The sequence below is a fragment of the Shimia sagamensis genome, assembly GCF_900182745.1.
Lineage (GTDB): Bacteria > Pseudomonadota > Alphaproteobacteria > Rhodobacterales > Rhodobacteraceae > Shimia > Shimia sagamensis.
Map to the genome: position 1 here is coordinate 68,296 of NZ_FXTY01000005.1, position 26,218 is coordinate 94,513.

The following is a 26,218-nucleotide window of genomic DNA, read 5'->3' on the forward strand; positions in this document are numbered from 1 at the left end:
GGGCGATCACATCGCCCGCAGACGCGTTTGGACCTGCCTGGCGTCCCACATCGGGGAACCATCGCCCTGCGCTTCCACCTCCCGGATCAGCTCGGCAATCCCTTCATTGATCGGCGCGCTCATCTCGGCATTTCGCGCCAGCTGCACAATTTTTCCCTGCAACTCACCAACCTCGGTCTCACGGCCCTTGTTGAGGTCCTCCCACATAGAACTGCGGGCGGTTGGATCAATTGACAACATCGTCTTGGCAACTCGGCGAAACGCCCAGGTGGGCATCTTCAGTATCCACGGCACCAAAAACATCGGCACCTTGGCCACGGGGTTAATACAAGGAACGCGACCAACTTTCAAAACTGCCAATGCTTCAGCCATCTGCGCAGCCATCAACCGCCGCCACTGCCTGTCGCCAATTTGTTCACGCAATGGCAGCCCGGACAGCGCATTTAGAGCATTGTTGAGATTGATCAGCAGCTTGCCCCACTGCACCGCGTCCATGTCGTCTCGCTCACGGATAATCAGGTCCGCCACACTCAACTGCCGAGCCACCTGTCCGTTTCCACTCTCGATCGCAATGTCGCCGCTGGTGCCGCGATGAAACCGCCCACCGCCGCGCCAGACCACATTGAACGGCACCATACCAGCGCGCACATCCCAGCCGGGCAACATCTCCCGCAGCAGTGCCGCGTTCTCCACGCCATTCTGCAAGCTGATCACCACCGCAGTGTCCTGTGCATATGCTGCAATCAGCGCCGCCATGCCCTCGGTTGCGCCACTCTTAACGGTTACCAGCACAATGTCCGCGTCCGCCAAACAGGACGGGTCGGCACTCATCGCAAAGCAATCGGGTGACAAGGCCACATCCAAATCACCATAGTCGGTCAGCGTTAAGCCGTTCTGCGTGATCTCGTCGGCAGTTTTGGCCCGCAACAAAAACATCACGTCATGCCCAGCCTGTGCCAACACCCCACCAACAAAACACCCGATGCTGCCCGCCCCGGCCACCACAACCCGGGGAGATCTGTTAGTCCCTCGCGCCTCGCTCATCGCGCGCTCCTTCTATCCTCTCGCCAGACCAGCTTAGGCGCGGTCGCGGTCGCCAGACAACAAAAAGGGCGCCAGCCGCGCTGACGCCCTTAAGTCACCCAAAAGAGCGAGGTTTAGGTCGCAAGGCACCACTTCATGATCGCCTTTTGCGCATGCAGCCGGTTCTCTGCCTCATCAAACACCGCCGAATTTGGCCCATCCATCACGGCGTTGGTCGCCTCTTCGTTGCGGTGTGCTGGCAGGCAATGCATGAACAGCGCGTCATCTTTGGCATGGCTCATCAACTCTTCGTTGACCTGGAACCCACGCAGTTGATTGTGCCGGCGCTCCCGCGCGGACGGCGCATCATGCATGCTCACCCAGGTGTCCGTCACAACCAAATCCGCGCCCTGCACAGCTTTCACCGGATCCCGCTCAATCTCGACTTTCACGCCTTTGGCGCGGGCTTCATCGATAAACACCTGTTCCGGGTCCAACGTCTGTGGGCCTGTGAAGGTCAAATCAAAGCCAAACTGCCCTGCCGCGTGGGCAAAGCTGGCAAACACGTTGTTACCATCACCGGACCACACAACTTTCTTGCCGGCAATTGGCCCCATCTTTTCTTCAAACGTCAAAATATCTGCCATGATCTGGCATGGATGTGTGCGGTTGGTCAGCCCGTTGATCACCGGCACAGTGGCGTTTTCCGCCATCTCCAGCAGTGTGGCTTCTTCAAAGGTCCGGATCATGATCAGGTCGACATAGCGGCTCAGCACCTTGGCGGTGTCTGCCACTGTCTCGCCATGACCGAGCTGCATCTCAGAGCCAGACAGCACCATGGTCTGCCCGCCCATCTGACGCACACCCACGTCAAAGCTGACACGGGTCCGCGTCGAGGGTTTTTCAAAGATCAGCGCAACCATGTGATCTTTTAGCGGCAGATCATCGTCCAGAGCCCCTTTGGGGCGGCCGTTACGCGCATCTTTGATAGATTTTGCGCTGTCGATCATGCCACGTAGATCATCCACAGAAGTCGTATTGATATCCAGAAAATGCTTCATGTTTTTCGTCCTTAACCTTCTGCGCCCACTTGCGCCGCTGCCTTCTCAAGCCGCACAACGGCCTCGGCAATATCTTCATCCGTAATGTTCAGGGGCGGCAGCAACCGCACCACATTGTCTGCCGCAGGAACGGTCACAACCTCGTTGTCATACCCCGCCGCGACCACGTCGCCACAAGCCGCTTTGGAACACTTCAGCCCCAACATCAGCCCGGCACCGCGCACCTCTTCGAATACCTCAGGGTGCTCCGCCACCAGCCCTTCCAGCTTTTGACGCAACAAACCGGCCTTGCGGTTCACCTCCGCCAAAAAGGCATCCTCCGCGACCACATCCATGACCGCACCACCCACGGCGCAGGCCAGAGGGTTGCCGCCATAGGTCGAGCCATGTGTGCCTGCAACCATGCCACTGGCCGCGTCTTCGGTGGCCAATACCGCGCCTAGGGGAAAGCCGCCGCCAATGCCTTTGGCAACCATCATGATGTCCGGCGTCACACCGGCCCATTCATGCGCAAACAACTTTCCTGTCCGGCCCACGCCACATTGCACCTCATCCATGATCAGCAGGATACCCGCCTCATCACAGATCGCGCGCAGCGCTTTCAAATCCGCGTCCGCCATAGGGCGAATGCCCCCTTCACCCTGCACCGGCTCCACAATAATCGCTGCGGTCTGATCGCTGATCAGCGCCTGGGCTGCATCCAGATCGCCCCAGGCCACCTGATGGAAGCCAGGCAGCAACGGTCCAAAGCCCGCCACCAGCTTCTCAGCCCCAGCCGCCGCAATCCCGGCAGAACTTCGACCGTGGAACGCACCCTCAAATGCAATGATCTCCACCCGCTCCGGCTGATCTTTGTCATGCCAGTACTTGCGCGCCATTTTCACCGCCAGCTCACAGCACTCGGTGCCGGAATTGGTGAAAAACACGGTGTCAGCAAACGTGCTGGCCACCAACTTGTCCGCCAGCGCCTGCTGTTGCGTGATGTTGTAGAGATTGGACACATGCCAAAGCTTGCCCGCCTGCGCGGTCAACGCCTCCACCAAAATCGGATTGGCGTGGCCCAAAACGTTGACAGCAATGCCCGCCCCCAGATCGAGAAAACGTCGGCCGTCCGCTTCAATCATCCAGCTTCCTTCGCCCTTCTCAAACGTGAGGGCGGCGCGGTTGTATGTCGGCAAAACGGACGGGATCATATCGATCTTCCTTTTCAGATCATGAGCTTTAGTGACTGCATCACTTGCGGCATTTACGTCAATGTTTTTGAGAGGTTGTGCGCCACTTTGCAGCGCAATGGATCAAGTACCGGTCACGCGGTGATGCGTCGGCGTCGTACAAAAGGGATATCTGTGCGTTTGATCATGCGCCTTGCCTAGATGGATCAGCGACAAATGGGAACCCCCAACTGTCGATTCGCGCAAAATTTGTGACATCTGTACAAATCGGCACACTGAGGCGCATCAGTCAGGCCCGAGCAAAACCCCACTTGCCAGCCTCAAATCACCGGCTCATAACCGCCTCATGAGCGAACAATCCCTGCCCCGCGCCAATCCAGCCCTTGCCGCCGCACTGACCTTAGCAGCCTCCGCCTTTGCGGCAGGCACCACACTGCTGGCCAAGGCTTTGGGCACCGGTGCCTTGGGGCCAGAGCTGCACCCTCTACAGATCAGCCATGGACGTTTTCTGTTTGCATTCCTCGGATTTGCCACCGCTGCTATGATCATCCGCCCAACCATCACACGCCCCAACTGGGGGTTGCACATTGGCCGATCAACCTTGGGCTGGGGCGGCGTCACACTGATGTTTGCCGCTGCGACCTTCATTCCGCTCTCTGATGCCACTGCGATCAGCTTCCTCAACCCGGTGGTTGGTATGCTGCTTGCGATCCCCTTCCTAGGTGAAAAAATCGGCCCATGGCGCTGGGGGTCTGCCGCCCTCGCTTTCACCGGCGCCATGGTACTCACTCGCCCCGGCGCTGGCGCCTTGGAGTTCGGCGCTTTTCTGGCTTTGGGCGCGGCCTGCGCCATGGGCGGCGAACTGATCTTCATCAAGAAGCTCACCGGCCGCGAACGCCCTTTCCAAATCCTGCTGATCAACAACGCAATCGGACTGGCAATCGCCACGGTCGCAGCCGCCTTTGTCTGGCAAATGCCGACCTTACAACAATGGGCCGCACTCGCAGGCATTGGCCTGCTGATGGCCTCCGCGCAAACTTGCTTCATCAACGCCATGCGCCTGGCAGACGCCAGCTTTGTCAGCCCGTTTTTCTACACATCTCTGTCCTTCGCCGCGCTCTACGACGCCTTGGTGTTCTCAGTCCTACCCGACGCAATCAGCTGGCTTGGCGCAGGCATCATCCTCTGCGCCGCAGCGGTACTGGTCTGGCGCGAAGCCCGCATTCGTTAAGCCCCAAACGCAAAAGGCCCCGCCAAAGCGGAGCCTTTTCAAATCCTGTGCTGTCAGCCGATCTTACTCTGCTGCAATCAATTCACCCGCCAGCGCCTTGTGGATCAACGCAACAGTCTCATCCACACCATAAAGCGCAATGAAGCCGCCAAAACGAGGCCCTTGAGATGCGCCCAGCAGCACCTCATAAATTGCTTTGAACCAATCGCGCAGCGGCTCAAACCCGTGGGTCTTGCCAACAGCAAACACAATCGACTGCAGGAACTCTTCATCCGCAAAATCTGGTTCTGGCAGCGGATCATTATTACCAACAAGTTCATTCTTCGCCGCAATCACCGCCAGCGCGGTTTCCGCAGAGCCCAATGCCCCAGCCAAATCTTCCAACGCAGCACGTTCCTGATCGGTGGGCGCGCGATACTCTTTTGCGGGTTTCACAAAATCTTTGAAATAGCTCACCGCATGACCAGCCGCCGCATCCATCCCCGGATGGGTTTCTGCGGTCGCATCTGGCGCATACTTGTTGATGAAGCCCCACATGGTAGCTTTGTCTTCCGCAGACGACGCCGACGCCAGGTTAAGCAACATCGAGAACGGCACCACCATATCGGACTGCGGCACGTCCCCGCCGTGGATGTGCCACACCGGGTTGTTGAGCTGCGCCTTGATGTCCTGCGTGTGATAGGCCCGCAGTTGCTGGTGATACTCATCAACAGCCTTTGGGATCACATCAAAGTGCATCCGCTTTGCGGTCTTTGGCTTTTGGTACATGAAGTACGCGAGGCTCTCAGTGGAGGCATAAGTCAGCCATTGGTCGATTGACACGCCGTTGCCGGAAGACTTCGAGATCTTCTGACCACTCTCATCCAGGAACAGCTCATAGGAGAAGTGGTTTGGCTGACGGCCGCCCAACGCACGACAGATCGCATCATAGATCTTCTCGTTGGTCGCGTGTTCTTTGCCATACATCTCAAAGTCCACACCCAATGCCGCCCAGCGTGCGCCAAAGTCTGGCTTCCACTGCAACTTCACATTGCCGCCAGTCACCGGCACGGTCCACTCTTTACCGTCTTCATCGTCAAAGGTGACAGTGTAGGTCTCCGCACAAACCTTTTTCATCGGTACGTACAGCACGCGCCCGGTTTCCGGGTGCAGTGGCAGGAAAATCGAATAGGTCGCCGCCCGCTCTTCGCGCAACGACTTCAGCATGATCGCCATGACCTCGTCATACCGCTCCACCGCCCGTTTCAGGATCTCGTCAAACTGACCAGTCTCGTAAAACTCCTTGGCTGAGTAGAACTCATACTCAAAGTCAAACGTGTCCAAGAACCGGCGCAGCATGGCGTTGTTGTGATCGCCAAAGCTCTCATGCGTGCCAAACGGATCCGGCACCGACGTCAGCGGTATCTGCAAATACGGCTCCAGCTGTTCCGGGTTTGGTACATTGGAGGGCACCTTGCGCATGCCATCCAGGTCATCTGAGAAACAGATCAACTTGGTTGGAATGTCGCTGATCGCCTCAAATGCGGTCTTGATCATTGTGGTACGGGCCACTTCGCCAAAGGTGCCGATATGTGGCAGGCCGGAAGGACCGTAGCCTGTCTCAAACAGCACATATCCCTTCTCCGGCGCAGCCTTTGCGTAGCGTTTGAGAAGCTTACGCGCTTCTTCAAAGGGCCAGGCTTTGGATACGAGGGCTGCGTCGCGCAGGTCAGACATTGTCCATCTCCGATGTCGGGATTGGTTTCAGCAAAATCATGCCCAGCGCCTCATTGCACAAGACAATCCGACGCTTCCTATTGCTCCTTGCGGGGTCAGTCAATATTCTGCACCGCAACAAGGTTATTTCAAAGGAATTCCCAGTGCCGGATAAGACCCCAACCACCCTCACACCACAAGACTGCCTTGTCGCTGTGATGATCGCCGTATCGGCTTCTGACGAAAACATCCGCACCGCAGAGCTGGTCAAGATTCAGGTTGCCGTGAACAACCTGCCGGTTTTTGCCGAATATGACATCGACCGTATGCAGCACGTCAGCCAGCTGGTCTTTGAACTGTTTGAACAGGAAGACGGCCTGGCAGCCTTGTTTGGCCTTGTGCGCCACGACCTGCCACAACACCTGTTTGAAACCGCCTATGCGTTGGCCTGCGATGTGGCAGCGGCGGATGGCACTTTGGCGGAATCCGAGCTGCGAATCTTGGAAGAAATCCGCTACGAGTTGGAAATTGACCGCCTGCACGCCGCTGGCATCGAACGCGGCGCCCGCGCTCGCCACATGGTCTGATATACAATTGCGGTTATCAGGCTTTCTCTGATAGCCGCGCCTCTTTATCGATTATCGACAGAAGCTCGTGTTTTCGGAAGGGCTTACTTAAAAAGTCATCCATCCCCGCCTCCAAGCTTGCATCAATGTCACTCGGCTGCGTATTGGCGGTCAGCGCGATGATCTTACACGCGGGCCGATCAGCACCTTTTTCAAAAGCACGAATTTCTCGGGTGGCCTCCAAACCGCCCATAACCGGCATCAAGAGATCCATCAACACCACATCCCAAGCCTCAGCCTCATAGGTCCGCACGGCCTGCTGCCCATCTTCGACAAACGCCAAATCCGCACCAGTTGGTGCCAGCATCTTTTTCACCACCAGCTGATTGGTCCTATTGTCTTCCGCCACCAGCACTTTGACGCCCTGCAACGATGGTGGCACATCGGCGACTGGTTTGGGTGAGACAACCAGTTCAAAGTCCAGTTGTGGTGGACGGTCTTCTTTGATTGGCGACGGCGCACAACACGGCGGGGCCTGGACATCTTGAGATTCCGCAATCGGGAGACCCAGACACACCTTGAAGGTGGCCCCTTCCCCCCGTGCACTGTACACCGAGACCTTCCCCCCCATACGTTCAACCACAGCGCGCGTAATCGCCAGTCCCAGTCCCGTACCTTCCTCCCGCTGCATTGCAGGCCGATCCACCTGTTCAAAGGCAGAGAACACCATCTCGTGATCTTCTGGCGCAATACCAGCACCGGTATCGGACACAGCTATCCGTAAGGGACGCGGCTCTCCCTGCACATAGGTCACACCAACACAGACATGCCCCTCAGAGGTGAATTTGATGGCATTGCCAATCAGGTTGAGCACCACCTGCCGTACCCGTGTTCCGTCCCCAACAAAGGCATCCGGCACATCCGACGGATAATCTTCCAGCAGCACCAAGCCTTTTGCATCTGCCCGTGCGCTCAACAACATGACGGTTTCCGAAATGAGTGTGCGCAGCGAGAACGGCTCAATATGCAGCGAAATTGTCTCCGACTGGATTTTGGAAAAATCCAGCACGTCGTTTACAATCTCCAACAGCGCGTTGGCCGAATGGTAAATCGTTTCAGAATACAGCCGCTGTTGCTCGTCCAACGCGGTTTCCCGCAACAACTCGCACATCCCCATAATGCCATTCATTGGCGTGCGGATCTCATGGCTCACATTGGCCAAAAATCGCTCTTTGGCTTGCACCGCTTGTTCGGCACGTTCTTTGGCTATTTTGGTCAATTCCAGCGCATCATCACGCTCTTTGTTGGCGGACACATCCATGGATGAGCCAACCAAATGCGTCAGCTTCCCATCTTTGTTGAACAACGGAGTGAGCGTGGTGCGCATTAGCGCAACCCTACTGCCCTTAGGGATTGGCACCTCATAGGTGACCTCTTCCGCCTGAGCCACAACGTTCAAATGGTGCGCCAGCCCGCGCTGTCCAACCACGCCGCCAAACACCTCCAGCGCTGTTTTGCCAACCACCTGATCCAAGGTGACCTCCGCATACTCCAGCGCAGGGCCGTTCGCAGTCACATATCGCGGCATACCGTCGTCACAGACTTCCAGCACGAACACAGAAAAAGCGACCGAATTCAAAAGTGCAAACGGGTCAATTTGCCGACTTTGATCCACGATCTTCCCCTTAGTTCATCGCCGTCCCCGAATTGCCTGTGAAACAATAGCGTGGACATTAGGCGAGCTGCCTTTTTGTTCGCCGTAAATTCACAAGGTTTGGTTAATTAATTCTAAAATTTGAATAGGAACAAGCGTCACAAGGCCGCTTGGATATACGACTTTTGTCGTAGGGTTCGGCCCGCATTTGTACTTTGGACCAAACGGCACGACGACCGAACAACCCTACCCAGAAATCTTTGAAATCAGTTCCCCCCTGCGGAAGGGTTTACTCAGAAACTCATCCATGCCCGCCTCCAGACAGGCTTCCGCATCACTGGGCTGCGCATTGGCCGTCAGGGCAATAATTTTGCAGGCCGGGCGCGCGACATCTCTCTCAAACGCTCGAATTTCCCGCGTGGCGTCCAGCCCTCCCATGACCGGCATCGACAGATCCATCAGGATCAGATCACAGCCATCAGTTTTGTAAGCGTCCACCGCTTGCTGCCCGTCCGGGACAAACTGCAATTCCGCCTCTGTCGGAGCTAGCATTTTGCTCACCACCAGCTGATTGGTGCGGTTGTCTTCCGCCACTAGAATTCTCACCCCTTTGAGCGACGGCATCTCTATCGCGGATGCCCCACCCTTAGGCCGTGCAGCGGCATCAATGCTCGGACTCTGTCTGACCTCAGGCGCCACCGAGACACGGCTTTCAACGAAGTCGGTGGCCGCAGCCACCTGCAAATCCAATTGCACAGTGAATGCCGCCCCTTCGCCTAGGGCACTTTCAACCACTATTTTTCCGCCCATGCGTTCAACAAGCGCCTGCGTAATCGCCAATCCCAAACCAGTGCCATCTTCCCGGTGCGCACCGGGCTCATCAGCCTGCTCAAAAGCCGAGAAAATTGCGTCCTGCGCATTCTGTGCAATCCCCGGCCCGGTGTCCAACACCGTGACCCGCAGCGGATAAGGCGGATCCTCCCCGTCAAACGCAACTGTCACATCAATCCGTCCCGCATCGGTGAATTTGATCGCGTTGCCAATTAGGTTCAACAGCACTTGTCGCATCCGGCTGGCATCACCTACAAACCCATGAGGCACCATCGGCGGGTAGTCCGTGTGCAGCACCAAGCCCTTGGTCTCCGCCCGCGTGCTCAACAGGGTGGTCACTTCCAGGATCACCTGCAACAGCGAGAACGGCTCCTCAACCAGAGACAATTTTTCCGCCTGAATTTTGGAGAAATCCAGCACGTCATTCACAATATCCAGCAGCGCATTGGCCGAGGTGTGAATCGTGTTTGAATACAACTGCTGCTGTGATGTCAGTTCGGTTTCCTGCATCAACTCAGACATGCCCAGAATGCCGTTCATCGGCGTGCGAATTTCATGGCTCATATTGGCCAAAAACCGCTCCTTGGCTGAGCTGGCCTCTTCGGCCTTTACCTTTGCGATTTTGGTCAGCTCGAGCGCCTCATCACGCTCTCGCTCTGGCGTGACATCAAGGCTAAAACCGATCAAATGGGTCATCACACCGTTGTCGTCAAAAATTGGCGTCAGCGTGGTGCGCAGATCAATCACATTTTTCGGAAACGGAATGACCGACAGATAGGTCGTCGTCTTTGCGGCCTCGATCACCGCAAGGTGTTTTGCCAGCGCCCGGTCCCCCATCGCACCACCATAAATCTCGAATGCGGTCTTCCCAACAATATCTTCTTGGCGGCGCTGCACCAGATCACAGCCAGCCTTGTTCATGGTGACATAGCGCGGGAGCCCATCTTCGCAAATTTTCAACACAAAGATAGCGGATGGGACGGCATCCAAAAGCGTATGGTAGCCTGGGAAATCCAATTCTGTCGCGCTTGGTGCTTGCCGCGTCATCGCCACCCCTTCTGGTGAAGGTTATTCTCAGATGTGTCTTATCTAATAAAGTGTTACCAAACTGTTGCGAAATGGAGGAAACCAACAATACCCACCGCATCTACCTATCCATACTGTCAGCCTAAGCCACAGGAATTTGCTGCCCAATAAGGGTTGTCGTCTTTTGTTTGCAACCACAAGCGCCAGCCCTGTCCCCACGTGATGTGCCTGACAACTAAGTCAAAGCTTCCTCGCAAGCCTCGCTAACCAGAACAATATTCGCTGGCCCAGTTCACCACTCGATGATGGAGATCAATTCGCCTTTCCGAAACGGCTTGCTCAAGAAATCATCCATCCCCGCCTCCATACAGGCTTCCGCGTCACTGGGCTGGGCATTGGCAGTCACCGCAATGATCTTACAGGCCCGGCGTTTCACATCTTTTTCATAAGCACGAATTTGTCGCGTGGCCTCAAGCCCGCCCAAAACAGGCATAGACAGGTCCATCAGGATGAGGTCACATTGCCCGGCCTTGTACGCATCCACGGCCTGCTGCCCATCTGGTACAAAATGCAATTCCGCCCCGGTTGGTGCCAACATCTTCCGGATCACCAACTGGTTCACCCGATTGTCCTCAGCCACGAGGATTTTCATGCCCCTGAGCTGCTCCCCCGGCTGTGGTTCCGGCTCAGACGGGCGAGGTTGCGCATCCATTGGCGGATAAGACGCGATCAGCAAGGGCTCAACTTCCTGAACTTCGGCCATTTCCTCAGTGACCGGCAACGCCAACGACACGGTGAATGTGGTGCCAACACCCACCTCGCTCTCCACATCAATCTTGCCATGCATGCGTTCAATCAATGCCTGCGATATGGTCAACCCCAAGCCTGTCCCGTCTTCCCTACGCGTAGCCAAGTTGTCGATCCGTTCAAACGCAGAAAAGATTAGGTCTTTTTCAGCATCCGCAATTCCAGGACCGGTGTCACTAATGGCCAGCTTTAGTGGCCACCGTTTGGCATCAGCATCATAAGTTACCGACACGTCAATCTGCCCAACTTTAGTAAATTTGATGGCATTCCCAAGCAAATTCAGAAGGACTTGCCGAATTCGACTGGCATCTCCCAAAAAGTTAGGTGGCACAGACTTTCCGTAACTAACGTGAATTTTGAGCCCCTTGGCCTCCGCCCGTATACCCAACAGCGTGGCGATTTCCGTAACCAAACTCCGCAACGAAAACGGCGAGTCATGAATCGACAGTTTTCCAGCCTGGATTTTTGAAAAATCCAACACATCGTTGATGATGTCCAAAAGCGCGTTGGCCGAGCTGGAGATTGTATCAGAATACAGCTTTTGCCGATTGTTCAACGTGGTTTCCCGCAACAGATCACACATGCCAATTATGCCGTTCATCGGTGTGCGGATCTCGTGGCTCATATTGGCCAAAAACTGCTCTTTGGCTTTATTTGCCTGTTCCGCCTTTTCCTTGGCAACCTTTGTCAAGGAAAGGGCTGCGTCGCGCTGACGCTCGGAGGTGACATCAGCCGAGCACCCCAACATATGGGAAAGCGTGCCATCCTTATTAAAAATCGGCGTAAGAGTGGTGCGTATATCAAGCATGTAGGTCGCAAATGGGAAGGCAATTTCATACGTCGCCGCCTCACCGCTTTCCATCACAGCAATGTGTTTTGCTAATGCCCAATCTCCGGATTTCCCTTGAAAAATCTCGGCTGCTGTTTTGCCTTCGATAAACGCCTGATCCACTTGGGCGGTTGTGCGCGCGACTTTGTTCATCATCACATATCGCGGCAGCCCATCCTCGCCCACTTCAAGCACAAAGATGCCCATCTGGACTTCTTCTAAGAAAGCAAATTCATCCAGTCTATCGCGTTTCCGCACGTGTTATCCCGCAACCTGACGGCCCAATCTCGATGGGCATTAAAATTCTAGTTCAAATTATTCTGAACTGGTTACTGAAACCTTGCCGTCCGCTTATCCTTGGAGAGACATCACCAATTTCACACTCCTTGGCACGCCATGCGCCGCCGCGAACCCATTGAAAAAACTATCAACGACGCCACAAAGCTCCGTCAAGAAATTTGAAAACCCAAACCAGCTTTTACGCAAAGATTGCACGCATTACGCGCACTCGCGCGCCTTCAAGCGCCGTATACCGTGCCCCAGCGTTCAATTAGCTTCTGCTGTAGCTTCTTGGCCCGTCCATTGTAGGTGCGCGCGCCCTGTGGCCGCTCTCTATCCGGCCCAATCAAACGGTCTCGTGCATTCACATCTGCGCCAAATATCGCAAAAGCCAGCTCGCGACCGTCCGGCGTGGTGACATATCCCGCCAGAGCACTCACAAAATGCAGCGTGCCGGTTTTGGCATTGACCTTAAGCGGATGGGCCTTGTTCACTTTGCCGTTGGAGCCACGCAGCGCAATGGTTTTCAGGATCGGGCGCAACACTTGGTGCTGCCCTGCCTGCGCCAACATCACCGCCATCTCATCCGCCCGCAACCGCGAAGCCTCCCCCAAGCCAGAATGATCAACCAACGCCGCATTGCGCATGCCCAACGCTTGTGCCGCCCAAGCATTCATTGCCGCTGCGGAGGCTTTCACCGACCCGGGCTGCGCACCGCGCGCTTGACTGGCCGCCAAGCCCACCATTTCGGCGGTAATGTTTGTAGAGTATTTCAGCATGGCTTTGACAATGGTCTTCAACGCCGGGCTTTGCTTGCGCGCCAGCACCGCCCCGCGTGGTGCATTGTTGGTTTTCTTTGGCGTCTTAAGCGTGATCCCATGCGCCCGGGCCAGTGTGCGAAACACCTCACCGGCATAAACCTCCGGCTCGCGCATCGGCAACCATCGTGCGCCACCTTTACCCAGAGCGCCACTGGCGACAGTCCAATGATCACGTCCGCCTTGCGATTTGTAAGTGTACACTGGCACGCTGCGCTTCACGATTTTCATACGTGCCACATCAACCTCCGGACGGTATTTGTCGCTGCGCCCGTCCATGGCCACAGAATACCCGTTGGCACCGCGCTTCCACTCAAAGTGCACCCGATTGTAATTCAGCGCGATGCCGGACACAGCTGGGTTATATCCAGCGTGATCCGGCTGTTTCTTGTCGATCCGTTTTGTCGAGGGCAAGGCGCCGCCCCAAACCAGAAACTGTCCGGTGACTTCGCGCACACCGGCCGCTTTCAAAGTGCGGGCCAAATCCGCCAGGCCATTGGTGTCCAGTGTCGGATCTCCACCGCCTCGCAAAACCAAGTCCCCACGCAACACGCCGTTGGAAATATTGCCCACAGCCACCAGACTGGTCTGAAACCGGTGGTTTGCCCCAAGATAGGTTAAGGCGTAAAGCGCCGTGAGAACTTTGGTCACGCTGGCAGGCGGCAAACCATTCGTGGCCTGATGCCCTTCCAGCACCGCGCCATCTCCCATGCGCGCCACAGCAAAGCTGAGCTTACCACTCAATCCACTTTCCCGGATCAAAGCATCTGCCGCAGGTGCGGACACAGGCAGCGCTTTTACTCCGCCAGGCCGTAAAACCGGCCGCAACGAGCGCGTCGGCGCGTCTGCCAAAACAGATGTGCCAAGCGACGCGGCACTCAAACTCAAAAACGCACGGCGGGAAAATTCCTTCGTCATGGGTAAAACATTATCCTTTTGCCCCCTGCGGTTTCAACCCGCCAAGCATCAATTCTCTGTTTGCAATCGCGCACCAATGCGCGGACTTTTTGTCCCGGTACAAACATGTTACGCCGCAATCATGTGGAAAGTCTTCGTCCTGATGTTTGTTGCCATGTCGATGATCCCCGCCGGGGACACCGCAGGCAAACTCATGACCCAAGACCACGGCACCAGTCCGCTCTTTGTGGCGTGGTCCCGTTTTTTGCTTGGCAGCCTTATCGCCCTGCCCCTTGTTCGCCTTGAAACACTGCGCCTCCTCGCCAATTGGCGTATTTGGCTACGCGCTGCCCTGCTCACCGGAGGCATCACCTGCATCCAAACAGCCCTGCAATCCGCACCACTCGCCGACGTCTTCGCCGCCTTCTTCATTGGCCCGCTGTTTTCTTACCTGCTGTCTGTCGTTCTGCTTGGAGAGCGTGTTACCCGCACCCGCAGCGCCCTTATGGGCCTGGGTTTTGTTGGTGTGATGCTGGTTGTCCGCCCAAGCTTTGACATGTCACCCGGTCTGCTCTGGGCGCTTGCCGCAGGCCTGTTCTACGGAGCCTTTCTCACAGCCTCGCGTTGGCTCGCCCCCTTTGCGCGTCCCACCAGCCTGCTGTTCACGCAGCTGTTTCTGGCAGCTGTGCTGATGACACCCTTCTGTCTGCACCAAATCCCGCCAATGACCCCCACTCTTGCAGGGCTGACCGCCATCAGCGCGATCTTTTCAATGGGCGGAAATTTCTTGCTACTGTTTGCCTACGCCCGCGCCGAAGCGGCCGTGCTTGCGCCGTTTGTCTACCTACAACTTGCCAGTGCAGTTGCCCTTGGATGGCTGGTTTTTGAGGACCTGCCAGACGCCTATACTTGGCTTGGCCTCACACTGATCATCGGAGCCGGCCTGGCCTCAGCCCTGCTGTCAAAAATCAGAACCGGCGTTCCACGCCAATCTGAAACCCCAACACCCGCGAATTAAACGCCTCGACGTCGCTCTTCATGCGCTCCGCGTCGATTTGAAAGTACGGCGTGTACCCGCCTGGGAGGAACGTGTTTGTCTTCTCCACCCGCAGGCTGCCGCCGATACCGGTCTCATCCGCATTGTTCACCCAGCTTGCATGCTGTTCCAGCACATCGCGATGGCGCACATACAGCCGTGGCGACAAAGTCCACCCACTGCCCACGTCAACTGAGGAGTATACGCTCCACTTAAGGCTCTGATATCCTTGACGCCCCACCCACATTTGATCCGCAGTCCGGCGCTCATAGTAGAGTTCGCTGCCCACGACGGACCGTCCCCCAACAGACCGGCGAAAACCGGCCAAGGCCGACAGAAAATGACCGTCAAAGGCTGAATTGGCCCGATTGTCCACGGTCGCATAGGACAAACCGCCATAAGCCGATCCGCCCATCAGACTGCGACGCTCAAACGCGGCTTCCAAACCAAAGCGGTCCTCATAAGGCTCACCAGCAGCCCACTGGGTTGTGGCAAACGGCCCAATGGACGCCGTGGTCTTCTCAGACAGTAACCGCAGGCCAAACTTTGCACGCAATTGCACCGTGTCATACCGCCGCCCTTCGGCTTCCAGTAAATCAAACCCAAGGCTGGCAAATCCAAGCGTATTGGTGGTGCCGTTGGCATTGCCGCCAAGCTCCCGACGAAAGTTCATTGCGCCAGTTGCCTGCAACGCCGGCACCCGCTCTTCTTCGCCCCGTGTGATGGAAAACGGCAGGACGCCAAAAGCGGTATCCGCATGCACAATATCGCTGTCGTAGGTCCGAGTGCCCCCAGCCGTTGTAAACCCAAGCGACAAGTCCCAGTCAAACCCACGGCGCGCATCAATTTGCCGGATGAAAGACAAAACTGTCTTGCGCACCGGCTCAGGTAAATCTCCGGACAACACGCGGAAAAATTCTTCACGCGACCGCGCCCACTGCTTGGCCATAAAGTAAGCCCGCGCAAGCTCCAGCCGTACACGAATGAGTTTGGGATCTTGCGCCAGAATGTTTTGAAGCACCGGAATGGCAATCTCAGGCCGACCGGCATCCAAAGCTGCCATGGCATAATCAAATGCCTGTTCCACTTCCAATACAGACTGTGGCGGGGTGTTGGCCTCGGCCTGATCCGACGTTACCGCAGTCACTCCCACCAGAAGCGTTAGTGACAGAAGACAGACGTGGAATTTTTGAAACAGTGCTTTGGCCATTCTGGTTACCCTAATTTTTCACTCTTTAAAGAGCCGCTCCCCGCTTTTGCGGAGAGCACGATTTTTTGCCTGAAAGGCAAGACGTGTTAATCCGCGCCGAACGCACCGGTATAGTTGCCTATGGCACCGTTCATCTCAAAAGTGCCGCCCACTTCTTCTGCGTTATCGCCATAAAACACCCCATCCATCGTGCCTGTGCTGGTTGCACTGAAGGCAACAACACCGTTGATATTCGCGCTAAACCCGTTGCCATCAACTGTGCCCGTGCCGGCAAAGTCCAAATGTGCACCACGCCACGCGTTTCCGCCGGACAGGTTGTTCACGTAAGTGTTTGTGCTGGCCACGCTCACGTTGGAAAAGTCAGACGTGCTCACCCCCACTTGGGATTCCGCAACAAGTGCGCGACCGTCGGTGGTCACAACCATGCCTACGGACCGGCCGGAATAAGTCGCAGAGCCACTGCTTGGTACATCCGCTGCGGCGGTGCGGCTACCAAAGCTACCAACATTGACGCTGCCGTTATTTGTACCGACACCCGTTGCCCACATTCCGAAAGTCTGGTGATCAAAATCAAGCGCGTCTGCGTTGCCCATCCATCCGCGTCTCTGTCCATCGGACGACCGGCTAGTGATCACCAGAGAGTCCATCCCATCATCAATGCGGTCACCGCCATTGGCGCTAAATCTTGCGGTCCAGCTGCCGTTATTCATCGCAAGATTTTCAAGCTCGCCAACATTTGTCCCAATTTCAAGAGACCCATTACGCGCGGCTTCCAGACGCTCACTTGTAACGACGCCGTCACCATCGGTCGACATCGCGCCGGAGCGAACACGGCCATTCAATGTCGTATCCCCATGCGCCAGATACAGGCGGTCGCCCGCCATGTCGTTCAACCGATCGCCAACTTCATTTTCGACATAAGATTCAATTGTACTTTTGCAGCCTGCAATTGACACCAAAGCGCCCACTGCCATCATGGCTTTGATAGATGTGTTCAGCATTTTCTTGTACCCGCTTGACTATAAGTTCGTTGGTCAGAGAAGAGAGCTGATCTCGACTTGGGTCCCACCGGCTCACTCTTGAGCATCAACCAAAACTGTTTTCCTTAATGCGGCGTTTCGGTTTCCCTTACAGGACGTTAAGCACGTAAAACCCCATAAAAATTTAGCATTATCCAACAAAAATTCAGGCAAAATACGCGGCATAGATCGCCACCAAAAGCGCGACGGTGTGGCGGTAAGAGACCGGTAATGTCTCCGCCAAATAGCCGATAAATAGATGCTTCTTGCCATTGGTTGTCAGGCGATCTGGATTACTAAAAAACGCGCAAAAGGCAGACACGTTTAGCCTTTACTAACCAATGCCAGCTTGTCTCGATTTTTAAGAAAACTCGATTTCTTCAAATTGTGGGGAAACGATCCAATCCGAACACAATTCTTTCCACTCATGGACAGCAATTTCGCGCGACACCCTGACGGAATCACCTTTGGTTTTAGTATCAACACCTCAATGTCCGCGTCCCACAGGCTGTCTCAAGGGTTGCCTTATTCGGCCGGAGGCTGAAAATGACGTCCCCATTTGTTCGCAAAAGCATCGGCCAAGTCGATCCCCTGCCACTCCGCAAAAACAAGCAGGAAACCGAACAAGTCTGCAGACTCATCCTCAAGGTTCTGCCGCGCGGCGTCATCAGACACGGCACCGCGCTGTGCCCCCTTTGTGGCAAGGTAGGCCGCTTGCAACTCCCCCAACTCCTCAGTCAGTTTGGCAAGATACCATGTGGCATCCCGATCAATGCCAAACCGCTCCGCATAGAGGTCACACACCGTTGCCGCTTGCTGGACCAGGGTCTCAAGATCTTGGGACGCTCCGCGACGTACTTGTCTCTGGGCACACGTGTTAACCTTTTCATCTTCCAAAACCACACCTCCACAAAACAGTTGTCATACCGACGCAATACCGATGCCCTATTTGCCGTTGCGTGATGGGGTAAACAGATCGTTGGACTCTGTGCGCCGCGGCGCTGACAGCCCCAAATGTTGCCAGGCCTTTTGCGCCAGCATCCGCCCGCGCGGCGTCCGTTGGATCAACCCTTGCTGCAACAAAAACGGTTCGATGACCTCTTCAATCGCATCGCGGCTTTCGCTCAAGGCCGCGCTGATTGTGTCGATCCCAACCGGCCCGCCAGCGTAGTTTTCCGCAATAAACAACAGATACCGTCGGTCCGCTCCATCCAACCCGATATTGTCCACCCCAAGCCGCGTAAGTGCGCCATCTGCAAGGGATTTTGTGATAATCCCATCACCTTCAACTAGGGCAAAATCCACAACGCGCCGCAGCAAACGGCCGGCAATACGGGGTGTGCCCCGCGAGCGTCGCGCAATCTCGCGTGCTCCGCCATCCTGGGTGGGCACGCCAAGTTTGTTGGCGTTGCGCGTGACAATCTCATTGAGCTCATCCTCGGTGTAAAACTGCAATCGTGTTGGAATGCCAAATCGGTCTCTGAGCGGCGTTGTGAGGAGCCCCAACCGCGTCGTCGCCCCAACCAATGTAAACGGCTGCAATTCAATCCGAACCGTCCGCGCCGCCGGCCCCTCCCCAATCACAAGATCAAGTTCATAATCCTCCATCGCGGGATAGAGAATCTCTTCAACGACCGGGTTAAGGCGATGAATTTCATCAATAAAAAGCACATCACGCGCTTCGAGGTTGGTCAGGATCGCCGCCAGATCACCAGCTTTGGCCAACACAGGACCAGAGGTCATCCGAAAGTTCACCCCCAACTCCCGCGCCATGATTTGCGCCAAAGTAGTCTTGCCCAAACCGGGCGGCCCATGGAACAACGTGTGATCCATCGCCTCTCCACGACGGCGCGCGCTTTCAATAAAAATCCTCAGATTGGCCCTTGCTTCAGCTTGGCCAATAAACGCATCAAGCTCTTGCGGGCGCAGGGCGCGATCCGCATCTTCAGGCCGCGCCTCGGGGCGCAATGTAGGGTCTGGCTGTTCCATCGTTTACCCCTTTGGCGCCAGCAGCTTAAGCGCGGCTCGGATCAACACCGACGTATCTGCTTCAGGGTCCTCACCGGCCGCCTGCGCAACAGCGCCCGCCGCATCTGCTGGCCCATAGCCAAGGTTGCCCAAGGCTGACAGCGCGTCCGCCTGCACACTCATAGATGCGGCAGCGGCCGCACCGCTCGCCGCAGATGCCCCCCCAGCATTAACCGGCTTCCGGGCCATATCCTCAATCACGTCATCCGTCCCCGCAGCGTCTTCTTCGCCAGAAACTGAGGCTAGGGTTTCCCCAAGGCTGCCCCCCAATGCCATGAGCGCTGGCGCTTTGTCTTTTAGTTCAATCACAACACGTTGCGCAGTTTTGGGCCCGACGCCTTTGGCCGCTTTGATCGCGGCCACATCGCCCAGCGACACGGCCCGACTCACGCCATCTGCCCCCAAAGCTCCAAGGATAGCCAAGCTCGCCTTTGCACCAATGCCTTGAACGCTCATCAGCAGGCGGTGCCATTCCTTTTCAAACAGGCTTGGAAATCCAAACAGCTGTAGCAAGTCTTCACGCACCAAAAGGTCTGTGTACAGCGAGACAGACTCTCCCACGCTCGGTAGCGTTGCGAGAGTGCGATCCGAGCAGTAGATCATATAGCCCACGCCTCGCACATCAATCAGCACATGGTCTGTGCTGCGATACTCCAAACGCCCGGAAATCTTACCAATCATGCCTGTGCCTTTTTTAATGCTTCTGCATAGCCCGCGCCTGCACGCGCATAATGCGCATGACACATGGCAATCGCCAATGCATCCGCCGCATCTGGACCAGCGATTTTCACGCCCGGCAATTGGAGTTTCACCATGTGCTCAACCTGGTGTTTCTCCGCATGGCCCACCCCCACGACAGTCTTTTTCACTTTGTTAGGTGCGTATTCGCCGATGTGCAAACCGGCTTGCGCTGGCACCAACAACGCGACACCACGGGCTTGCCCGAGCTTCAGGGTTCCCGCGCCATCTTTGTTTACAAAGGTCTGCTCGATAGCTGCATGATCAGGCAGGAAACGGGCCACCACATCGGTGAGCTGCTCGTGTAGTGACAACAAACGTGCTGCCAGGTCTTGCCCAACGGAATGACAAACTCCATTGGCCACGTGGCTCATTCTACTGCCATCCGCATCAATAACGCCCCAGCCCATATTTCTCAGCCCAGGATCGATTCCCAATACACGCATGTCATGCCCCAATGTGCTCTATATTTTTGTTATTTCCCGTGAAATAGCACGAAACGAGAACAAACGCCAAGCCTGAAGAAAAACCTGAGCAAAAATTTGGAAGTGCGGCGTTTTGTCAACACGCGGGAAGCAGCACGAGAATGTCCCAATTGCGACGCTTCTCCATACCATATGCGACCTTATTTCTAAGGCGTTTGAGCGATTTCCCACCTATGCGAAAATCGCATGCCACCTATGCTGGTTTGACACTTGCTCGGGCGTTTTTTGCCACCTATGTGCGGTCAATCGAAAACGCAGACCATAGTAATGCAAGAAGGGATCTCTGATATGGCCGCATTTGAATACACGTCGACCACTGGTTTTACCGGCCGTATCGGTCACGTCATCTCCGCACTTGTTGCACGCTTCGTCGACTGGAACGATAAGCGCCGCACCCGTACCGCACTGGCACTGCTCAGCGACCGCGAGCTCGACGACATCGGCGTGTCGCGTTCCGACCTCTACGCAATTCGCTAAAACAAAATAACCACCACTCACGGTGTTTTAGGTCTCAGGACCGCAAACCGCCGTCTCTATTTTGAGACGGCGGTTTTTTTGTGTGCAGCGTCGGTGCAAAAAAAACGGCCCCGGGGAGAGAGACCCGGGGCCGTGTGGGATCTTGGAGGGATCCACGGAAACTTTGCGAGATCAGAGTTTGGTGTTGAGCTGGGTCGAAATCCAACGTGACACAGGATCAGGAGACATGGTCCAGGCCGCAGCCTTCTCAACCGAAGTTCCACCGCTCAACCGCACCACATCTTGAGAGTAGAAATCGGGGCCATACTGAGACATCAAAATGCCTTTGATCATGAAGAACGACACCACCACGGTGAACAGGCCAGCCCAAGGGATACCCCGACGGCGGCCAGCGCCTTTCACAATCATGTATCCGTTGCGATTGATCACAACAGACTCACGTCCCACACGACCTGTCTTTGATTGCTTGCGATAGATACGGGCAAGGCGATCATGGAATTCTGCGTAAGATTCACTCATGGCAACAACTCAGGTTTGGCCCCCACCAAACATGGCTAAATCTGGGCCTGAAATGTGGCGAGAATAAGGCGCAAAGCCCAAAATGAGGCAAATTATCGACAAATCTGACCTCAATTATGCGTGTTCGCAGGAAGAGTGGAAACAACACCCCCCCCGAATAACCCACTGTCGCCACTCTGGCAACAAAGAGGGCAGTGGCACAAAAAAACAGGCAACCGGATCCAGCTGCCTGTTTCTGATTCTGCTTACAGAAATGTCGAGTTTTAGCTGTGTCGTGTCAAAGTCAGCGTGGTCCACTCGCCAATCTCTTCACGGGTGTGCACATCAAAGCCTGCTGCATCATAAGCTGCCACCACGTCGTCCGCCTGCTCATTCAGAATACCGGACAGAATTGCGTATCCAGCGGCAGCGATATTCGCTCCCATATCCGGTGCCAAATCAATCAGCGGCGCTTTCAGGATGTTTGCAAAAACCAAATCATACGGCGCTTTTGCCGCCAAATCCGGGTGACCAAAACCTGCCGCTTCCAAACAGATAACTTTGCCGTCCAACCCATTAGCCGCGACATTTGCCTGAGCCACATCAACCGCCACTTCGTCAATGTCACTTGCAACCACGGGGTTGGGCCAAATCCGAGCCGCGCCCATGCCCAGCACGGCGGTACCACAGCCGATATCGGCCACATTTCGGCCCACAAAGCCTTCGTTGGCCACGCGATCCAATGCCTTCAGGCAGCCCAGCGTTGTGCCGTGGTGACCGGTGCCAAACGCCATTGCGGCCTCAATCAACAGCGGTTCTGCGCCTTCTGGGATCTTATCCGCATCATGGCTGCCGTACACAAAGAACCGCCCCGCCGCGACTGGCGCCAACTCACGCTTCACATGGGCCACCCAATCGGTTTCCGGCAACTCTGACACAGCAAAAGGCTTTGCCCCAAAGGCAACCGCCAGCACGGCCAACCCTGCCGCGTCAGGCGCTTCAACGAAATAGCCGCCAATCTCCCAAAGGCCGGAGCCATCCTCGACCTCAAACACGCCGACTCCGGTTGGTTCCGGAACAAGCCGTTCCATCGCGTTTCCAAGCGCCTCGGCCTGTTCTTTTCCCATCAACGTGGTCAATGCGGTGAATGTCGGCATATCCGGTCTCCTATTGGGTTGCGCAGGGCCTAGGGTCTCCCCTTGGCCCCGTCAAGCCTGCGGAGTGCGAAACTACTGGGCTGGGGCAGCCAAAGGTCGAGTGAGGCGTGTTTCATTGCCTTTTTCGGGATGGCGGGGGATCAAAAGGGCCAATCCCAGAGACACACTTGCCATCAAGGCCGCCAACACAAACACCGCCCCGGGAGACACCAACCACAACAGCCCCAACAGGACCGGCAGGAACACTGCTGCGATATGGTTGATGGTAAATGCGACAGCTGCTGTGGGCGCCATATCTTCCGGGTCCGCAATCTTCTGAAAGTAGGTCTTCAATGCAAGCGCCAGCGAGAACAGCAAATGATCCACCACGTAAAGCGTAGCTGCTAAGACAATGCCCCAGCCAAAGAAGTAGATGCCGCCATAGGCCAAGAAGACAATCACCAACCCTGCATATTCGAAGATCAGGGTGCGTCGCTCCCCAAAACGCGACACGGCTTCGCCAATCAATGGGGCAATGACCATGTTGGCCACCAAATTGATCAGATAGAGCGCTGTGATTTCGTGCACATCAAATCCAAAACGCTCCACCATCATGAAACCAGCAAAGACCACAAAAATCTGCCGCCGTGCGCCTGCCATGAACTGCATGGCGTAGTAGAGCCAATAGCGCTTCTTCAGCACCATCTTGCGCGCTTGTGGCGTGCGCCCTTCAAACTGCGGGAAAGCGACAAAACAGTAGAGCGCAATCAGCGCTGTGATGCCACCACCTGCGAGGTAAACGACGCTGTAGTCCCAATCAAACCGCTTCCAGCCCAGAACAATAATTCCGTAAGCCAGCAAAGTTGCAGCTGATCCTGCGGCCACAAGCCACCCCAATGTCTTAGGGGCCCGTTTCTTGTCTAGCCATTGCAACTGCAGAGACTGGTTCACGGTTTCATAGTAGTGAAAACCAATCGAACTGAGCATAGTGATCATCAAAATCCCGCCCATAGTCGGAAAATAGGCTGTCATAGCAGTCGCCACACCAAGAAGCGCTAAGGACACAAGCCCCAGCACTTGCTCCCGAATGAACAACAGCAAGAAAATCACCCCAATCGCCAGAAACCCTGGGATTTCACGAACAGTGTGCAACAAGCCAATATCGGAGCCATCAAAGTCGGCCACTTCAATCACGAAGTTGTTGAGCAGTGCACTCCAGGTATTGAAGGCAATTGGCATGGCCAGCGCCATAAGGAACAAGAGCGTGATCGGGCGCCGCCACCAAGGCAGGAGGTGCGCGTCATCAATGGGTATTTTTCTGAACATGTGCAGCAAATACGCCTATTGTTTAAAAAAGGCGAGGTCAAAAGGCTGCACAGGCTAACCTGCATCAGCGCACGCAGGAGTGAGTCTAATAAAAACTCTGCGGATCAATATCCACAGCAAGACGCAAATCACCTTTGAGGCGGAACTGCCCAACCCACTGCGCCAAAGCTGCTTGCAACGGCGCCGATTTGTCTGCTTTAACCAGCAATCGAACGCGGTGACGGCCGCGTACGCGCGCAATTGGTGCCGGCGCTGGCCCATAGACCTGCGCCCCAATGGCCTGTAGCGCTCCTGCATTGCGCGCCAGCGCATTGCCCAAATCAAACACTTGCGTCACATCACTTCCGGACAGAATGATCCCGGCCATGCGCCCAAACGGTGGCACCACCGCTTGACGCCGCTCGTCTGCCTGCGTCCGCCAGAACCCTGTTTCGTCTCCGGTTAGGATCGCTCGGATTACTGGATGCTCGGGCTGAAAGGTCTGAAGCAACGCCAATCCGGCCCGCTCAGACCGCCCTGCCCGGCCAGCCACTTGGCGCATCAATTGAAACGTGCGCTCTGCTGCGCGCAGATCTGATCCCTGCAAACCAAGATCCGCATCAATCACGCCCACCAGAGTCAACAAAGGAAAGTTGTGCCCTTTCGCCACCAGCTGCGTGCCAATTATGATGTCGGCTCCGCCATCGGCAATTGCCCTGATACTCTCTTTGAGCGCACGGGCAGAGCCAAACAAATCTGAGCTCAACACCGCCTGTCGCGCATCGGGCCAAAGCTCCTGCGCCTCCTCGGCCAGCCGTTCAACCCCGGGCCCAACCGGCGCCAGTTTGCCTTCCACCTCACAAGATGGACACGCCTCCGGCATCGCTTTGGTCTCACCACATTGGTGGCATAGCAAGCGCTTCAGGAAGCGGTGTTCCACCATGCGCGCGTCACAGTTGTCGCAGCCAATCTGATGTCCACAAGCCCGACAGATGGTGACCGGCGCATAGCCTCGGCGATTGATAAACAACAACGCCTGCTCACCTTTGGCAATTCGCGCATCCACCGCCGCTTTCAAACTGGGAGAAATCCATCGGCTCGCAGGCAGTTTCTCAGCGCGCATGTCAATTGCCCGCATCTCCGGCAGCACCGACGCGCCATAACGACTGGTCAACTCCAGCTTTGTGTATTTGCCCGCCTCAGCATTGGCCCAGCTTTCCAAGCTAGGAGTGGCAGAAGCCAAAACCACCTGTGCCTCACACAATGCCGCGCGCAGCACCGCCATGTCCCGCGCGTTATACAGCACCCCGTCTTCCTGCTTATAGGAGGTGTCGTGCTCCTCATCGACAATGATCAGGCCCAGATCTCGGTACGGCAAAAATAGCGCAGAACGGGCGCCAATCACCATCTGCGCACCACCTTCGCCAACCATTTTCCAAGTGCGTCGCCGTTCCGTCATGGTCACGCCAGAGTGCCACTCTGCGGGTTTGGCCCCAAACCGCGCCTCGACGCGAGTCAAAAACTCTGCTGTCAGCGCGATTTCCGGCAACAAAACCAGCGCTTGTCGACCTTTGCGCAAACACTCCGCCACCGCCTCCAGATAAACCTCAGTCTTGCCGGAACCAGTTACGCCTCGCAGAAGCGTGGTGCCATACTTTCCACTTTGGACCCCAACGCGAAGAACTTCCGCCCCAACCTCCTGATCCGCCGACAACTCTTTGCCGCCATACTCAGGATCAAGCCTTGGAAAGGGCGTATCACGCGGCGCGGCTTCCTCGCGCACAACACCCTGCTTCACCAAGCCTTTGACCACGGAATTGGTCACCCCTGCCATCTCTGACAGCTCGCCCATTGTAAACGCCAAGTTGCCGTAATTCGCCAGCGTCTCAAGAACGCGTCGTCGCGCATCTGTCTGCCGATCTGGCTCCCCTTCGCCACGTCGGTAGATTTTCCGCATCGATGGCGGGTCCGACAAGCCTGGCGCCCGAGTTGCCAATCGCAACATCGCGTTCATGGGGGTGAGCGTATAGTCTGCTGCGCGCTGTAAGAAATTACGCATATCCACGCCCATTGGCGCCACATCCAACACGCGGTTCGCAGGGCGGATCTTGTTGATGTCGTAGTCGCCTTTGCCAGCTCCCCAGACAATCCCCAGCACCCGCCGTGGACCTAACGGCACTTCAACAAAGGCCCCAAGCAGCACTCCGCCTTCCGGTGCCTTGTAGTCCAACATCCGGTCAAGAGGTTGCGTGGTCAGCACCGCGATCAACGTACCTTCAGGAAAGAACTCGGTCTCGCTCAATTGTCCCTCACACCACGTTGGTCCACACAAAATGTTATCGCTAACGGAAAATACGCCAAACCAACGCATTCCCACTTCCAGCAGGGCTCTCTATC

General features: G+C 56.0%; 23 protein-coding genes. 4 read left to right on the forward strand and 19 right to left on the reverse strand.

Annotated features, from left to right (window positions below):
* Nucleotides 1-6 precede the first annotated feature (6 nt).
* From QOL67_RS13435 to QOL67_RS13445, 3 genes are all read right to left on the reverse strand, one after another.
* On the reverse strand, nucleotides 7-1,044 hold the full coding sequence (locus QOL67_RS13435) for a 2-dehydropantoate 2-reductase (protein WP_283426492.1): 1,038 nt from the start codon (nucleotides 1,042-1,044) through the stop codon (nucleotides 7-9).
* A gap of 113 nt (nucleotides 1,045-1,157) precedes the next feature.
* Nucleotides 1,158-2,084, reverse strand: a complete 927-nt coding sequence (argF, locus tag QOL67_RS13440; protein ID WP_283426493.1) for an ornithine carbamoyltransferase — start codon at nucleotides 2,082-2,084, stop codon at nucleotides 1,158-1,160.
* A gap of 11 nt (nucleotides 2,085-2,095) precedes the next feature.
* Nucleotides 2,096-3,277, reverse strand: coding sequence for an aspartate aminotransferase family protein (locus QOL67_RS13445; RefSeq protein ID WP_283426494.1), 1,182 nt, complete (start codon nucleotides 3,275-3,277; stop codon nucleotides 2,096-2,098).
* Between the two features lie 325 nt (nucleotides 3,278-3,602).
* On the opposite strand from QOL67_RS13445, the gene QOL67_RS13450 reads away from it, so the two are divergent.
* Nucleotides 3,603-4,487, forward strand: coding sequence for a DMT family transporter (locus QOL67_RS13450; RefSeq protein WP_283426495.1), 885 nt, complete (start codon nucleotides 3,603-3,605; stop codon nucleotides 4,485-4,487).
* A gap of 63 nt (nucleotides 4,488-4,550) precedes the next feature.
* Here the strand turns inward: QOL67_RS13450 and QOL67_RS13455 are convergent, their stop codons facing one another.
* A complete protein-coding gene (locus QOL67_RS13455) occupies nucleotides 4,551-6,203 on the reverse strand; it encodes a lysine--tRNA ligase (RefSeq protein WP_283426496.1) in 1,653 nt (550 codons plus the stop codon).
* Between the two features lie 197 nt (nucleotides 6,204-6,400).
* Between QOL67_RS13455 and QOL67_RS13460 the strand changes: the two genes are divergently transcribed.
* The gene (locus tag QOL67_RS13460) at nucleotides 6,401-6,769 is read left to right on the forward strand and encodes a tellurite resistance TerB family protein (RefSeq protein WP_283426848.1); all 369 of its coding nucleotides are present in this window, start codon (nucleotides 6,401-6,403) and stop codon (nucleotides 6,767-6,769) included.
* Nucleotides 6,770-6,785: 16 nt separating this feature from the next.
* On the opposite strand, the gene QOL67_RS13465 is transcribed toward QOL67_RS13460, so the two are convergent.
* The 4 genes from QOL67_RS13465 to dacB all read right to left on the reverse strand — a co-directional run bounded on the left by QOL67_RS13465 (nucleotide 6,786) and on the right by dacB (nucleotide 13,910).
* The gene (locus QOL67_RS13465) at nucleotides 6,786-8,423 is read right to left on the reverse strand and encodes an ATP-binding protein (protein WP_283426497.1); all 1,638 of its coding nucleotides are present in this window, start codon (nucleotides 8,421-8,423) and stop codon (nucleotides 6,786-6,788) included.
* 225 nt (nucleotides 8,424-8,648) lie between these two features.
* On the reverse strand, nucleotides 8,649-10,280 hold the full coding sequence (locus QOL67_RS13470; protein WP_283426498.1) for an ATP-binding protein: 1,632 nt from the start codon (nucleotides 10,278-10,280) through the stop codon (nucleotides 8,649-8,651).
* 271 nt (nucleotides 10,281-10,551) lie between these two features.
* Nucleotides 10,552-12,153, reverse strand: coding sequence for an ATP-binding protein (locus QOL67_RS13475; protein WP_283426499.1), 1,602 nt, complete (start codon nucleotides 12,151-12,153; stop codon nucleotides 10,552-10,554).
* Nucleotides 12,154-12,413: 260 nt separating this feature from the next.
* Nucleotides 12,414-13,910, reverse strand: coding sequence for a D-alanyl-D-alanine carboxypeptidase/D-alanyl-D-alanine endopeptidase (dacB, locus tag QOL67_RS13480; protein WP_283426500.1), 1,497 nt, complete (start codon nucleotides 13,908-13,910; stop codon nucleotides 12,414-12,416).
* A 121-nt stretch (nucleotides 13,911-14,031) separates the two neighbouring features.
* Between dacB and QOL67_RS13485 the strand changes: the two genes are divergently transcribed.
* Nucleotides 14,032-14,907 (forward strand): DMT family transporter, encoded by an 876-nt coding sequence (locus QOL67_RS13485; protein ID WP_283426501.1) that lies wholly within the window; start codon nucleotides 14,032-14,034, stop codon nucleotides 14,905-14,907.
* Here the strand turns inward: QOL67_RS13485 and QOL67_RS13490 are convergent.
* From QOL67_RS13490 to ruvC, 7 genes are all read right to left on the reverse strand, one after another.
* Nucleotides 14,858-16,135 (reverse strand): tetratricopeptide repeat protein, encoded by a 1,278-nt coding sequence (locus tag QOL67_RS13490; protein WP_283426502.1) that lies wholly within the window; start codon nucleotides 16,133-16,135, stop codon nucleotides 14,858-14,860. The two genes, QOL67_RS13485 and QOL67_RS13490, sit on opposite strands and share 50 nt — an antisense overlap.
* A gap of 86 nt (nucleotides 16,136-16,221) precedes the next feature.
* Nucleotides 16,222-17,136: a transferrin-binding protein-like solute binding protein gene (locus QOL67_RS13495; RefSeq protein ID WP_283426503.1), complete on the reverse strand. Its 915-nt coding sequence runs from the start codon at nucleotides 17,134-17,136 to the stop codon at nucleotides 16,222-16,224.
* Between the two features lie 184 nt (nucleotides 17,137-17,320).
* Nucleotides 17,321-17,476, reverse strand: coding sequence for a hypothetical protein (locus QOL67_RS13500; RefSeq protein WP_283426504.1), 156 nt, complete (start codon nucleotides 17,474-17,476; stop codon nucleotides 17,321-17,323).
* A gap of 203 nt (nucleotides 17,477-17,679) precedes the next feature.
* Complete coding sequence (locus QOL67_RS13505) at nucleotides 17,680-17,958, reverse strand: pyrophosphohydrolase domain-containing protein (protein ID WP_283426505.1); 279 nt, start codon at nucleotides 17,956-17,958, stop codon at nucleotides 17,680-17,682.
* Between the two features lie 141 nt (nucleotides 17,959-18,099).
* Nucleotides 18,100-19,143 (reverse strand): Holliday junction branch migration DNA helicase RuvB, encoded by a 1,044-nt coding sequence (gene ruvB, locus QOL67_RS13510; RefSeq protein ID WP_283426506.1) that lies wholly within the window; start codon nucleotides 19,141-19,143, stop codon nucleotides 18,100-18,102.
* Between the two features lie 3 nt (nucleotides 19,144-19,146).
* Nucleotides 19,147-19,863, reverse strand: a complete 717-nt coding sequence (gene ruvA, locus QOL67_RS13515) for a Holliday junction branch migration protein RuvA (RefSeq protein ID WP_283426507.1) — start codon at nucleotides 19,861-19,863, stop codon at nucleotides 19,147-19,149.
* A complete protein-coding gene (gene ruvC, locus QOL67_RS13520; RefSeq protein WP_283426508.1) occupies nucleotides 19,860-20,366 on the reverse strand; it encodes a crossover junction endodeoxyribonuclease RuvC in 507 nt (168 codons plus the stop codon). Before ruvC ends, ruvA begins: the two co-directional genes overlap by 4 nt.
* Before the next feature lie 327 nt (nucleotides 20,367-20,693).
* Here ruvC and QOL67_RS13525 point away from each other — a divergent pair, with 327 nt between their 5' ends.
* The gene (locus QOL67_RS13525) at nucleotides 20,694-20,882 is read left to right on the forward strand and encodes a DUF1127 domain-containing protein (protein WP_283426509.1); all 189 of its coding nucleotides are present in this window, start codon (nucleotides 20,694-20,696) and stop codon (nucleotides 20,880-20,882) included.
* 171 nt (nucleotides 20,883-21,053) lie between these two features.
* Here QOL67_RS13525 and QOL67_RS13530 read toward each other — a convergent pair whose 3' ends face one another.
* The 4 genes from QOL67_RS13530 to QOL67_RS13545 form a co-directional block, all read right to left on the reverse strand.
* Nucleotides 21,054-21,401, reverse strand: a complete 348-nt coding sequence (locus QOL67_RS13530) for a hypothetical protein (protein ID WP_283426510.1) — start codon at nucleotides 21,399-21,401, stop codon at nucleotides 21,054-21,056.
* Nucleotides 21,402-21,664: 263 nt separating this feature from the next.
* Nucleotides 21,665-22,537: a 50S ribosomal protein L11 methyltransferase gene (locus QOL67_RS13535; protein WP_283426511.1), complete on the reverse strand. Its 873-nt coding sequence runs from the start codon at nucleotides 22,535-22,537 to the stop codon at nucleotides 21,665-21,667.
* A 72-nt stretch (nucleotides 22,538-22,609) separates the two neighbouring features.
* On the reverse strand, nucleotides 22,610-23,842 hold the full coding sequence (locus QOL67_RS13540) for an MFS transporter (RefSeq protein WP_283426512.1): 1,233 nt from the start codon (nucleotides 23,840-23,842) through the stop codon (nucleotides 22,610-22,612).
* Between the two features lie 85 nt (nucleotides 23,843-23,927).
* Nucleotides 23,928-26,123, reverse strand: a complete 2,196-nt coding sequence (locus tag QOL67_RS13545; RefSeq protein ID WP_283426513.1) for a primosomal protein N' — start codon at nucleotides 26,121-26,123, stop codon at nucleotides 23,928-23,930.
* Nucleotides 26,124-26,218 lie beyond the last annotated feature (95 nt).